This is a genomic window from Qipengyuania citrea (assembly GCF_009828015.1).
Taxonomy (GTDB): Bacteria; Pseudomonadota; Alphaproteobacteria; order Sphingomonadales; family Sphingomonadaceae; genus Qipengyuania; species Qipengyuania citrea.
Window position 1 is genome coordinate 949,395 of sequence record NZ_WTYG01000001.1, and the last position, 11,378, is coordinate 960,772.

At 68.2% G+C, this 11,378-nt stretch carries 18 protein-coding genes; 2 read left to right on the forward strand and 16 right to left on the reverse strand.

The annotated features are described in order from the left end of the window. The 10 genes from GRI55_RS04490 to GRI55_RS04535 form a co-directional block, all read right to left on the reverse strand. Complete coding sequence (locus GRI55_RS04490; protein WP_331251263.1) at window positions 1-579, reverse strand: tail tape measure protein; 579 nt, start codon at window positions 577-579, stop codon at window positions 1-3. After that, complete coding sequence (locus GRI55_RS04495) at window positions 566-760, reverse strand: phage tail assembly chaperone (protein ID WP_160766312.1); 195 nt, start codon at window positions 758-760, stop codon at window positions 566-568. Before GRI55_RS04495 ends, GRI55_RS04490 begins: the two co-directional genes overlap by 14 nt. After that, complete coding sequence (locus GRI55_RS04500; RefSeq protein ID WP_160766313.1) at window positions 757-1,086, reverse strand: gene transfer agent family protein; 330 nt, start codon at window positions 1,084-1,086, stop codon at window positions 757-759. The genes GRI55_RS04495 and GRI55_RS04500 overlap by 4 nt, the downstream gene beginning before the upstream one ends. Then, entirely contained in the window at window positions 1,083-1,490 is a 408-nt protein-coding gene (locus tag GRI55_RS04505) for a phage major tail protein, TP901-1 family (RefSeq protein WP_160766314.1), read from the reverse strand. The genes GRI55_RS04500 and GRI55_RS04505 overlap by 4 nt, the downstream gene beginning before the upstream one ends. A 6-nt stretch (window positions 1,491-1,496) precedes the next feature. Next, the gene (gp17, locus tag GRI55_RS04510; protein ID WP_160766315.1) at window positions 1,497-1,889 is read right to left on the reverse strand and encodes a tail completion protein gp17; all 393 of its coding nucleotides are present in this window, start codon (window positions 1,887-1,889) and stop codon (window positions 1,497-1,499) included. Between the two features lie 152 nt (window positions 1,890-2,041). Next, window positions 2,042-2,332 (reverse strand): head-tail connector protein, encoded by a 291-nt coding sequence (locus GRI55_RS04515; protein WP_160766316.1) that lies wholly within the window; start codon window positions 2,330-2,332, stop codon window positions 2,042-2,044. 86 nt (window positions 2,333-2,418) lie between these two features. Then, window positions 2,419-3,570, reverse strand: a complete 1,152-nt coding sequence (locus tag GRI55_RS04520; protein ID WP_160766317.1) for a phage major capsid protein — start codon at window positions 3,568-3,570, stop codon at window positions 2,419-2,421. A gap of 73 nt (window positions 3,571-3,643) precedes the next feature. Continuing rightward, window positions 3,644-4,033, reverse strand: a complete 390-nt coding sequence (locus GRI55_RS04525) for an HK97 family phage prohead protease (protein ID WP_237452430.1) — start codon at window positions 4,031-4,033, stop codon at window positions 3,644-3,646. A gap of 2 nt (window positions 4,034-4,035) precedes the next feature. Beyond that, window positions 4,036-4,344 carry a DUF6127 family protein gene (locus tag GRI55_RS04530; protein ID WP_160766319.1) on the reverse strand — a complete coding sequence of 103 codons (309 nt, stop codon included), beginning with the start codon at window positions 4,342-4,344 and terminating at the stop codon, window positions 4,036-4,038. Then, window positions 4,341-5,498 carry a phage portal protein gene (locus GRI55_RS04535; protein ID WP_160766320.1) on the reverse strand — a complete coding sequence of 386 codons (1,158 nt, stop codon included), beginning with the start codon at window positions 5,496-5,498 and terminating at the stop codon, window positions 4,341-4,343. The genes GRI55_RS04530 and GRI55_RS04535 overlap by 4 nt, the downstream gene beginning before the upstream one ends. Before the next feature lie 136 nt (window positions 5,499-5,634). On the opposite strand from GRI55_RS04535, the gene GRI55_RS04540 reads away from it, so the two are divergent. Further along, window positions 5,635-5,934, forward strand: a complete 300-nt coding sequence (locus tag GRI55_RS04540) for a GIY-YIG nuclease family protein (protein ID WP_160766485.1) — start codon at window positions 5,635-5,637, stop codon at window positions 5,932-5,934. Window positions 5,935-6,034: 100 nt separating this feature from the next. Here GRI55_RS04540 and GRI55_RS04545 read toward each other — a convergent pair whose 3' ends face one another. Together GRI55_RS04545 and GRI55_RS04550 are read right to left on the reverse strand one after the other, a co-directional pair. Continuing rightward, the gene (locus GRI55_RS04545) at window positions 6,035-7,360 is read right to left on the reverse strand and encodes a DNA-packaging protein (RefSeq protein WP_160766321.1); all 1,326 of its coding nucleotides are present in this window, start codon (window positions 7,358-7,360) and stop codon (window positions 6,035-6,037) included. Then, window positions 7,350-7,976 carry a hypothetical protein gene (locus tag GRI55_RS04550; RefSeq protein WP_237452393.1) on the reverse strand — a complete coding sequence of 209 codons (627 nt, stop codon included), beginning with the start codon at window positions 7,974-7,976 and terminating at the stop codon, window positions 7,350-7,352. Before GRI55_RS04550 ends, GRI55_RS04545 begins: the two co-directional genes overlap by 11 nt. A 236-nt stretch (window positions 7,977-8,212) precedes the next feature. Between GRI55_RS04550 and GRI55_RS04555 the strand changes: the two genes are divergently transcribed. Further along, a complete protein-coding gene (locus tag GRI55_RS04555; RefSeq protein ID WP_063505721.1) occupies window positions 8,213-8,875 on the forward strand; it encodes a YqaA family protein in 663 nt (220 codons plus the stop codon). 58 nt (window positions 8,876-8,933) lie between these two features. On the opposite strand, the gene GRI55_RS04560 is transcribed toward GRI55_RS04555, so the two are convergent. The 4 genes from GRI55_RS04560 to GRI55_RS04575 all read right to left on the reverse strand — a co-directional run bounded on the left by GRI55_RS04560 (window position 8,934) and on the right by GRI55_RS04575 (window position 11,377). Beyond that, window positions 8,934-9,365, reverse strand: coding sequence for an OsmC family protein (locus GRI55_RS04560; RefSeq protein WP_160766322.1), 432 nt, complete (start codon window positions 9,363-9,365; stop codon window positions 8,934-8,936). Window positions 9,366-9,419: 54 nt separating this feature from the next. Further along, entirely contained in the window at window positions 9,420-10,670 is a 1,251-nt protein-coding gene (gene spt / locus GRI55_RS04565) for a serine palmitoyltransferase (protein WP_050600488.1), read from the reverse strand. Continuing rightward, entirely contained in the window at window positions 10,670-10,912 is a 243-nt protein-coding gene (locus GRI55_RS04570) for an acyl carrier protein (RefSeq protein ID WP_050600487.1), read from the reverse strand. Before GRI55_RS04570 ends, spt begins: the two co-directional genes overlap by 1 nt. 96 nt (window positions 10,913-11,008) lie before the next feature. Beyond that, window positions 11,009-11,377: a response regulator gene (locus tag GRI55_RS04575; protein WP_160766323.1), complete on the reverse strand. Its 369-nt coding sequence runs from the start codon at window positions 11,375-11,377 to the stop codon at window positions 11,009-11,011. Window position 11,378: the final 1 nt, after the last annotated feature.

Consider the following 11,378-nt stretch of genomic DNA (forward strand, 5'->3'; position numbering starts at 1 on the left):
TTACCGGGCGAGGGCGCGGCGCACCGCGCTGGCGACTTGCCGCGACGAGCGCTGCAGCGCGACGGGGCCATCGGTGCCCCGCGGCGTCGCCAGCGTGATGGCCACGCGGACGTCGGAGCGGGGCGCGCCCGGTCCGGATCCGGGCTCGACCCGGCCCGCGCTCGTGGGGACGAAGACCTCCGGGCCGCGCTCGCCCACCAGATAGGGGCGCTCGGGCGCGACGAGGCCGCCGGTCGCGCGGCCGGGGAGGCCCAGCAGCGCGCCGACCGCCCCGCCGAGCGCATGGCCGATCCCGGACCCGGCTGGCGCGGCGAAGAGGTTCTCCAGACCGAGCTGGAGCGCCTGCGCGGCAATCTGGTCGAGCGCGGCATTCGCCATGCGCTGCAGGTCCTCGAACCCCAGGCTGCCCTTGCGGATCGCGGCGAGCAGGCCGCGCTCGAGCACGCGGCCGGCCTGCTCGAAGCCATCGACCAGAGTGGTGTCGAAAGTGCCGCGCATGGTGCGCATATCGGCGGCGAATGCCTGCGTATCCGCGCGCACCGCCACGATCAGTTCATCGAGTTCGTCATCCATGGGCATCCCTTTCGACAAGCGCGGCGATTTCCGCAGGCGTGGGCGGGGTGGGGGCACACTCTGCGACCGGCAGGCAGGCCCGCAGTTCGGACGGGGTGGCGGTCCAGAAGATGCCCGGCGTCCAGCCCAGCCGGCCTGCCGCCAGGGCGGCCCAGCGCAGCGCGGCCGGGGCGAAGCGGTCGCTCATCCCGATCCTTTCAGGACCTCGGTCAGCAACGCGCGCAGCGGTCCGGCGGTCTGGGCCAGACCCTGTTCCAGCACCGCCTGCCCCACCTGTTCGCGCGTGAGGCCAGCCGGGTCGGCGAGGCAGTACCAGAACAGCCCGGCGATCTCGGCCAGCCGCAATTGTCCCTCCCCGGCGCGTTCGACCAGCGCCAGCAACGGACCCAGTTCCTCTTCCGCGCGGACCAGCGCATCGAAACTGGGACGCAGCAGGCGAGGCTGGCCGGCGATCGTGACCACGGTTTCGCCGCGGGCCGGATTGGCGCCGCGGGGCGCGGTTTCGCCGCTCATGCGGGCAGCACCGCGCCCGAGCTTTCGAGCTGCAGCGCATAGGTGCGCTCGCCGTTGAAATCGCCCGCGTAATCGAGTCGCTGGACCAGGAAGCGGCCACGTATTTTCGCACCGTCCTCGAAACTCAGCTCATATTCGTCGAGTGTGCCCGCGAACGCATGCGCGCGGATCGCCTCCTCCGCCTCGGAGCCGAGGAATATCCCCGCAGCGGATACCGAGACCGAACGCGTGCCCGCGCCCGACAGCAATTCGCGCCAGCCGCCGCTTTCCTTGTGCGTGACGACGACCGTGTCGCCATTGATGGTCATCTGCGTGGTCCGCAGTCCGGCTACGGTCTCGTAAGTCGGCGGCGATCCGCCATCGCCGGTCTTGAGGAGGAAGGCGGCACCTTTCTGGGCTGTCATGTCGGGTTACTCCGTTTCGATGAGCGTGAAGCGATATTCGAGCAGCACCGCGCGCAGGCCGCGGCGGCGGCGTTCGACGCGGCTGCGCAGGAACTGGGTGACGACGATCCGATACCCCGCCTGCTGCGGGGCCAGCGTGGCGATGCGCTGTTCCACCCGCTGCGCGAGGACGGCGGTCTGCGCGGGATCGTCGCCGCGCCCCGCGAGCTCTAGCGCGAGGCGGATTTCGCGGCCCCGCGCGGTCTTGGTCGACCAGTCGGTGCCGGCGCTGGCGACCAGCGCGAGATGGGGCGGGCTGGCGGCGACGGGGCCGTCCTCCTCGATTGAATTGAGCATGTCGGCAAGGATCGGATCGGCGCGGAGCCAGGCCATGAGCGCGGCGCGAAAGGGGATTTCCATCTAGCGCTCCCCCCCTCCGAACAGCGGCCAGAGCAGCCGGGCGCGGTGCCATTGACCGCCAATACCGCGGCGGGAATGGAGACGCGCTTCGGCGCGCGCGGCCGCAAGCAGGGAGGCGCGTTCGGTCAGGCGCTGCGCCAGCGCGGCAAAGCTCACAGCCGCACCATGCGATAGGGGCGCCACAGCGCGGCGATCGCGCTCGGCAACCGCTCGGCCGGGCCTTCGTCCCGCTCGCGATACTGATGCGCGGCGAAGCGCACGATGCCATGGCGCAGCGCGGGGTCGAGCTCGGCCCATTCCGCCGCCTCGCTGCCGGTGAACTGCAGGCACACTTGCCACGCGCTTTCGAGCAGGCGGAGCAGCAGCGCATCCTCGCCCGCGGTGCTGATTGCCAGCCACTGCTTGAGCTCGGCCAGCGGCTGGCCGGACGGGTCTGTCGGCATGGGGGGTCCTTCTCTGGCGTCGGGTGGAAGCCTTGCGGGAAAACGAAAGGCAGGCGGGGCCAGGGGAAAGCCCCGCCTGCCAGCTGCTAGTCTTCGATCTTCAGCAGCTTGATCGCATTGCCATCGAGCACCTGGCCGCCGACGCGCTTGGTGGCGTAGAAGTGGACGAAGGGCTTGTTGGTGAAGGGATCGCGCAGGACCTGCGTCGCGCTGCGTTCGGCGATCAGATAGCCGTGGCGGAAATTGCCGAAGGCGATCGGGAAAGTGCCCGCGCCGATATCGGGCATGTCTTCGGCCTCGACCACCGGATAGCCGAGCAGGCGGTCGGGCTGGCCCTCGACCAGCCCCGGCTGCCAGACGAAGGCGCCGTCGGAGGTCTTGAGCTTGCGCACCTCGGCCAGCGTCGCCGAATTCATCACGAAGCTCGCCCCCTGCCGGTGGCCCGCCTTGAGCGTGTGGACCAGATCGATCAGCCGCGTATCTGCTGCGCTGCCCAGCCCGTCGGCCGCGCCCGAGCCCAGATATTGCAGCGTTCCGAAGGCGCGCGCGTCATCCGCCGTGGTCGCGGTGGGGGCGGCGAGGAAGCCCCGGGGCTGGTTGGTGCCCGAACCGCCAACGAAAGCGGCCCCCTCGGCGCGGGCGAATTCCAGCGCGATCTCGCTGGCGAGCCAGTTCTCCAGATCGAAGCCGGCATCGTCGAGCATCGCCTGGCTGGCCGCCGGGTTGGCATAGAGTTCGCCCGTGGGCGGCGCGATCTCGGCAAATTCGGGCGTGTCGGTCTCGGGCCGTGCGGCGGTTTCGCTGACCCAGCCGCTGGCGGTGCCGCCGGTGGTCACCAGCTTGCGATAGCCCGCGCTGCCCGTCTGCACGACCTGCGCGATTGCGCGGATCGGGCTGATCGCAGTCAGTTCGCGGGCGATCGCCGCATCGATCTGCCGCGGCACCGCATAGCCGCCATCGGCGGGGACGGTGCCGCTGATCGACTTGAGTTCTTGCACTGCGCCGCGGCGCAGATAGCCGTCGACGAACCCCTTCACCTCGGGGGCAGCGGCTGCGGGGGTGCCGAGCGCCGGGCGCGCGGCGGCACGGCCGATCTTGTCGACCCGCGCCTTCACTTCGTCGACATCGCTGCGCAGTGCGGCAATGTCGGCTTCGGCCTGGTCCTGGCGGGCGACGATATCGAAGCTGGCTTCGGCGGGGTCGGTGGCGGAGGCGGGGGCAGGGGTGGTGGTGTCCATGGAAAATCCTCTTTCTTCGGGGCACAAAAAAGCCGCCCGGAGGCGGCGAGTGGGTGTTCGGTTGCGGAGCCTGTCAGGCGGTGAAATGGATGCGGGCGGCGTGCTGCAGCGGATGGGTGACCACGCTGACCTCGAACAGGTCGATCTCGGCCAGCTCGCGGCCGCCCGGCGTCTGGCGAAAGCGCCGCGCGCGGTAGCCGAAGCTGAGCCCGCTGACCGCGCGCGTTCGCAGCAGCGTGGCGGCGCGGCCCTGCGGCTGGTCGATCTGCGCGACGATCCGCAGTCCGCGCGCATCCTCGCCTGCGGTTTCGACCCAGCCGATGCGCCGGTCGCTGCGGTGCTGCCAGTAGAGCGGGTAGGGGTCATGGCGCTCGTGGAGGGTGCGTGTGAAAGCACCGCGGCGGATCGTGTCGCGTGCGCCATCGGGTAGGTCGAACAAGGCGGCATAGCCCGCGATCCGCAGGCTCACGAGAGCATGTCCGCGGCGCCCAGCCGCACCGCGATGCCGACCAGCAGCAGTGCGAGCACCCCGCGCACCAGCCACTCGATGGCCGCCTTCCATGCGCTCGCCTTGGCATCGCGCCAGGCCGAGAGCAGTTCGCGCAGTTCGTCCAGGTCGTCCTGCGCGCCAGGGTCGGCGAGGCCGAGCCGGTCGAGCACGCGGCTCGCGCCCAGTTCGCTCGCTTCCTCGACCACCGCGCGCAAGGTGATCAGCTCGCCCCCCTCGGTGCGCGCTTGCGCGATCAGCCGCGCGAGCATGTCTTCCCTGGTCATGCGGACATCTCCATTGGGGACAGGCCGAGCATTGCGCGCTTCTCCGCGTCGCTCAGGAAATCGGCGCCGCTGACCTGCGCCCACAGCTTCTCGCGATCCTCGGCCAGCGCGGGGACGCGGTCGACATCGATCTGCGGTGCCTCGGCGAACCAGTCGGCCAGCCCGGCGTGCAGCCCGGCGAGGATCTTGCCCGCCAGCGGCAGCAGCGTAAGGCGCCACAGCGCGCGGTTGGCCTCGCGGTAATTGGCATAGGTGTTGTCGCCCGGCACGCCGAGCAGCATCGGCGGCACGCCGAAGGCCAGCGCGATGTCGCGCGCGGCCGCGGCCTTGAGCGCAGCGAAATCCATATCGGCGGGGCTGAGGCTCATCGCCTTCCAGTCGAGCCCGCCCTCGAGCAGCATCGGCCGCCCCGCATTGCCATGCCCCTGGAAGGCGTTTTGCAATTCGCTCTTCAGCCGCTCGAACTGTTCGGCGCTCAGCGCGCCGCCGTCTTCACCGTCATAGACCAGCGCGCCGCTGGGCCGCGCCGCATTGGCGAGCAGCGCTCGGTTCCATTCGCTCGCCGCATTGTGCACCGCCACGGCGGGCGCGGCAGCGGCGAGGCAGCCCGCGCCGTAATGGTCGTCGGTCGGGTGGAAGCCGCGCAGGTGGATGATGTTGGGCCAGCCGTGCTCGTCCTCCAGCGCGATCGTCAGCGTGCGATCGGCGAGCACATAGCGATAGGCGGTCGGCCAGCCATCCTCGCCCGCCACCACCTGCACGCGTTCGGGGCGCAGCGGATACAGCTCGACCGGCACGCCCGCGCCGTCCTTGATCAGCTGGACATAGGCATTGCCATGCAGCGCCAGCTGCGCGGCGAGCACTTCGAGCAGCGGCTGCGAACCGCAGGATTTGGCGAGCAGTTTCGCCAGCCGCGCATCATCGCAGGCGACCGGTGCGCTGCCGACCCCTTCGGCGACGATCCGCACGCTGCGCTGCGCGACCGGATTGGCGAGATAGGCCTCGGCCACCTCACGGGAGTAATCGAAGGGACTGCGCCCCAGCGGCCCGCCATCGAAAGCGGTCGCCCAGGGGCTGATGAAGCCGCGCGCAACCGGCACGCGCGATCCGCCCCCGCCCTTGAAGGCGGAGACGAGACTGGTGAGGAAGGACATGGATTTCTCCAGCTGAAATGTCGGTGGGAAGCACGGGCCCGGACCGGGGGCCGGGGTAACGGGAATTCAGGAACCTGTTCTTCTATTCGTCGGCCCGGGCTTGACCCGGGCCGGTGCTGCCTTCTTGAATGGCTACATGGATCGCGAACCACTCGGCGGCTGGGTCTACATCATGGCTGATCGCTATCGCGGCGCGCTTTACGTCGGCGTGACGAGTTCACTCGCCGCGCGCGTCACCCAGCACCGTGAAGGAACAGGTTCCGATTATTGCTCGCGGCGCGGTCTGACGCGTCTGGTCTGGGCCGAACGCGGCGATGCAATCGATGACTGCATCGCGCATGAAAAGCGCTTGAAGCGTTGGCGGCGCGAGTGGAAATTCGCGCTGATCGAGAAAGCCAACCCGGATTGGCAAGATCTTTACGACCAGATTCATTGAGCAAGAAAAGCACCAGTCCCGGATCAAGTCCGGGACGACGGTAAGAAGAGCATACCCCAAACCTCGTCGGCCCGGACTTGATCCGGGCCAGTGCTGATTCTCATATCTGCCACACCCGCGGCTCCTGACGCCGACCCAGCATCAACTCGCTCAGTGCCCAAACCAGCGCGTCGGCGCGGTCGGGGCTGGTGCCGGGACCTTCATAACCGCCGCCCGTCATCAATCCGCACAGCTGGTCCTCGAGCTGCGCGAACATTCCCGCATGCCGCACCCGGCCCGCTTCGTAGAGCGCGGCGACGGGTTCGGCGCGGGCCGCCTTGCCTCTGGAGGCGTGCACCAGCTTGAGCGGCAGCGCGATATCGGCGGCGCGCAGCACGCTGGCGACCATCTGCCCGCCCTGGTTGGCCTCGGCCACCACGCGGTCGGCATTCCAGCCGCGCGCAGCCTCGGCCACCGCGCGCGCCCAGCGTTCGGGGCTGGCCTTCGCGACCGAGCAATCCGCCAGCACCTGCGCGATGCCGCTTGTACCCAGCGCGCAGACCACGATCCCGCATTCGTCGCCGCGGTCGCTGGCGGGCGGATCGACCCCGACCACCACGCGCAGCGCGGGATCGGCCGAACCGTCCGCGCGGCAGGCCTCGATCAGCGCGCGGGTCCATAGCGCGCCGGCAATATCCTCGAGCAATTCGCCATGCAGCTCCTGCCGGGCCAACTGGCTATGGCCGAATTCGCGTTCCATTGCGGTCAGGAAGCTGTCGGGCAGATTGCCCCGGTTGTCGTGCGTGGCGCCGCGCGTGACGGCCAGCCCCTCGCTGGCGAGCAGGCGGCGTACCAGCGGAACCGCACGCGGTGTCGTGGTGGCAAGCACTTGCTGGTTCGGACCCAGCCTGAGCCCGAGCTGCAGATTGTCCCACGCCGAAATCGCGCGGCGGCGGGCGTTGCTCCACTTTGCCAGCTCGTCGCACCACGCATGGCTGTGCTGCGGACCGCGCAGGCTTTCGGGTTCGGCGGCGGAAAACAGCGTCGCCTGCGCGCCATTGGCCCAGCGCAGCCGGCGCAGCGAGGGTTCGTAGGCAGGGCGCCGGTCGGGCGGCGAACAGGCGAGGATCCCGCTGTCGCCCTCGACCATTACCGCGCGCGCCTCCCCCAGCGATGCAGCGACCAGTGCGACCCGTGCATCGCGGTTCGTCTCGGCGATATCGCGAACCCATTCGGCACCCGCACGCGTCTTGCCGAAGCCGCGACCGGCCATCATCAGCCAGATCCGCCAGTCGCACTCGGGCGGCAATTGCCCGTCATGCGCCGTGTTGCGGAAGTCATAGGGCCATTCATTGCGTTCGGCCTGGTCGAGCCCGGCCACGAAGGCGTCGCGTGCTGCGCTGCGGGCCCGCGCGAACAAGCCCGGGCGGGTGGGTTCAGTGTTCATCAGCGTCAGGCTCGCGGCGGTTGGCGATCTGGCGGCGGAAAATCTCCACCTTGCGTTCGATCGAGGCGCGCACCTCGGCCGCGCTGACATTGGCGCGCGTGGCGCGCTCGCCGGCGATCGTGTCCTTGTGCGCGGCAAGCAGCCGCAGCGCGGAGGCCACATCCATCCGGTGCTTCGGGGCCGGGTCGCGCAGATAGCCGAGCACTTCCATCTCCAGATTGGCGTAGCCTTCGAACAGCGCGGCGCGCCATGCGTCAGCGAAATCGCTGTCGCAGCGGCGCAGGCGATAGGCCTCGCGCGGCGGAACATGCGCCCGCTTGGCCGAAGCCGACACATTCGATGTCTCGGACAGCGCTTCGAGAAAGGTGCGCTGCCACTGGCGCGGGGCGGGCTTGTCCGCGCGGTTGCGCAGCTTGGCCGGCCGGCGGGCGCGGTAATCGGCCAGCGTCTGGTCCCAGCGCTGGCGGAATGCCGCGCTGCGCTTGCGCCGGGCATAGGGTGTGCTGTCACTGACCCCGGCCGCCTGCGCCGCGCGGCTGGCCATGCCATATGCGCGCAAGCCCGCGATGAACGCGTCTTCCCAGGCGTGCCGGTCCGCAGGCGGCGAACGTTTCATGCGATCCTCCCGATGATGCGCAGCGTGAAACGACGAAGGGCGGCCCCGGTGAGAAGGCCGCCCGCTACGGCCCGTGGGCCGGTGAATCACACTATCGCGATGTTCGCTTTATGTACCCAAAGAGCGTGACGATGTCAATCAAAAAGAACCAAATAGGTTCTATGGTCGTGCTTGCCTACACTCGGCGGCTCGCCTAATCCCGGCGCACCACGGGATGCGAGGGAATTTCCCAGATCATGATCATGAAACCGCTGCGCGGGCTGTACGACTGGACGATGGACAAGGCTTCGCACCCGCATGCGGTGGGCTGGCTGGCGTTCTTCTGCTTCGTCGAATCCAGCTTCTTCCCGATCCCGCCGCATCCGCTGCTCGGGCTGATGTGCCTGGCCGAACCGAAGAAGGCGGTGAAGTTCGCGCTGGTCGCCACGCTGGCATCCGTCGCGGGCGCGCTGCTCGGCTATGCGATCGGCTGGGGGCTCTACGACACGGTCGGCGTCTGGCTGATCGGCGCGCTGGGCCTGACCGAAGCGTTCCCGGTCGCGGCCTGCCATTTGCGCGAATATGATTTCGAAGCGATCCTGATTGCCGGCGCCACGCCGGTGCCCTTCAAGCTGCTGACGATCACTGCCGGCTTCGTCGGCATGAACCTCGTCACTTTCGTGCTGTCCAGCCTGTTCGCCCGCGCGCTGATCTTCATGACCGTGGGCATCCTGTTCCGCGTCTTCGGCGCGCCGATCAAGCGGGTGATCGACAAATATCTCGGCACGGTGACCACGGTCTTCGTGGTGCTGGTGGTCGGCGGCGTGCTGGTGCTGACCCAGCTCGGCGGCGGCGAGGATGATGCGGGCGGGCCGTGCGCCAACCCCGCGCCGCTCGAAGACCGCGCGCCGCGGGGCTGATTGCCGCAGCGGCCAAGCGCGGGCAGCGCCTGGCCGCCCGCGCCGCTATCGCTGTCGCTCAGTTCGCGAAGCTGGTTTCCAGCGTGATCTCGGCGTCGAGCAGTTTCGAGATCGGGCAATTGGCCTTGGCGTCAGCGGCCAGTTCCTCGAACTTCGCCTGGTCCAGCCCGGGCACCTTGCCGCGCGTCGACAGCGCCGAGCGGGTGACGACGAAGCCGTCATCCACTTTTTCCAGCGTCACCTCGGCGTCGGTTTCGACCGATCCGTCGCTGTGGCCGGCCTCGGCCAGCTTGAACGACAGCGCCATGGTGAAGCAGCTGGCATGCGCCGCAGCGATCAGCTCTTCGGGATTGGTGCCCGCGCCATCCTCGAACCGGGTCTGGAAGCCATAGGGCTGGTCCTTCAGCGCGCCGGATTGCGTGCTGACATGGCCCTTGCCGTCCTTGCCCAGCCCGTCATAGCGGGCGCTGCCTGAATTGGTCGTCTTCATGGTGGAATCTCCTTTTCCACCATGGGACGCCCCATCCCGGCACTTCGTTCCGGATCAGATGATCCCGACCTGCTTGCCCGCGGCCTCGAAGATCGACAGGATCTGCGCCACTTCGCTCTCGCTGTGCTCGGCGCAGAGCGAACAGCGCAGCAGCGTCATGTTGGCCGGGGTTGCGGGCGGGCGGGCGAGATTGACGTAGAGGCCGCCCTTGATCAGCGCCTCCCACATTGCCGCGCCCTGTTCCAGATCGGGCATGATCACCGCGATGATCGCGCTCTGCGGTTCGTCGGTGCCGAGCGCGAAGCCGAGATCCTTGAGCCCCTTGTGCAGCGTCTTCGAATTTTCCCACAGATGCGCGCGCTTGTTCGACCCGTGCATCAGCTTGCGGATGCTGGTCGCCGCGGTCGCCACCACGCTCGGCGGCAGGCTGGCAGTGAAGACATAGGGGCGGCAGACCAGCCGCATGATCTCGAACTTGGGGTGGTTGGAGACGCAGAACCCGCCCACCGTCCCGACGCTCTTCGAAAAGGTGCCGATGATGAAATCGACATCGTCCATCACGCCGGCCTGTTCGACCACGCCGCGGCCGTTCTCGCCGATGAAGCCCATCGAATGCGCTTCGTCGACCAGCACCATCGCGCCGTGCCGCTTCGCGATCGCGACCATTTCCTTGAGCGGGGCGACATCGCCCAGCATCGAATAGACGCCTTCAAGGATGACCAGCTTGCCCGCGCCTTCGGGAATGCGCTTGAGCCGCTTTTCCATCGCCTCGATGTCGTTGTGCTTGAACGGCACGACCTCGGCATTGCCCATCGCGCAGCCGTCCCAGATGCTGGCGTGGCTGTCGATGTCGAGGATGATGTAGTCACCCTTGCCCGCGATGGTCGAGATGATCCCGAGATTGGCCTGGTAGCCGGTCGAGAAGACCATGGCGTGATCCATGCCGTAGAATTCGCGCAGCGCGTCTTCGCACTCCTTGTGACCCTGGTAGGTCCCGTTGAGCACGCGGCTGCCGGTGGTCCCGCTGCCGAAGTCGGTCAGCGCCTGCTTGCCCGCCTCGATCACGTCGGGATCGAAGGTCATGCCCATGTAATTGTAGGTGCCGAGCAGGATCGTCTCGCGGCCGTTGCAGATCGCGCGGGTCGGCGAGAGGACCTTTTCCATCACCAGGCTGAAGGGGTCTTCCTGCCCGCTCGCGAGCAGGCCCTCGCGCAGCGCGATGATGTCGTCGAACTTCGAGAACAGGTCGGTGCCGTCGCCGCTGCGCTCGATCGGCTGGTCGGATTGCGAGATGCCGCGGCTCATCAGGCGGCCTGCAGCTTGGTGACCGCATCGACGAGCTGGCCGTAGGTCTCGATCTCGGCTTGCTGGTTCATCGAGATAATGATGTCGAATTCGTCCTCGATCTCGGCAACGAAGTCCATCACCGTCAGACTGTCGAATTCCAGATCGTTGGCGAAAGTGGTGCCCTCGGTGATCTCGACGCCCTTCTTGTTGAAAGGCTCGGCCAGTTCGCGGATTTTGGCGTCGACGGCGGTGCGGTCCATATCGGGTCCAGTTCTCTATCGCGTTGCGGCCCGCACGGGTGCGGGCGGGGGGTGGCAGCCGGCAAAGCGGTTATGACGGCCGCTTGTCAAGCATGGCTAGTCGGGCAGCAGCGCTTTCACCGCCGCCATGAACGGCCCGATCGACACCGGCTTGGCGAGATAGTCCGCCGCGCCCGCATCGCGGATCCGCTCCTCGTCGCCCTTGCCGGCATAAGCGGTCACCGCCAGCACCGGCACGCCGGCCAGCGCGGGATCGGCTTTGAGCTGCCCGATCAGGTCGATCCCGCTGACATGCGGCAGCTGGATGTCCATGATCACCAGATCGGGAACGAAGCGCTGCGCGGTCGCCACCACGTTGCGGCCATCGGCCACGGGCACGACTTCATGTCCGTTCGCCTTCAGGACGTCACAGAACAGCTTACGATTGAGGTCGTTGTCCTCGACAACGAGGATTCTCTTTGCCACT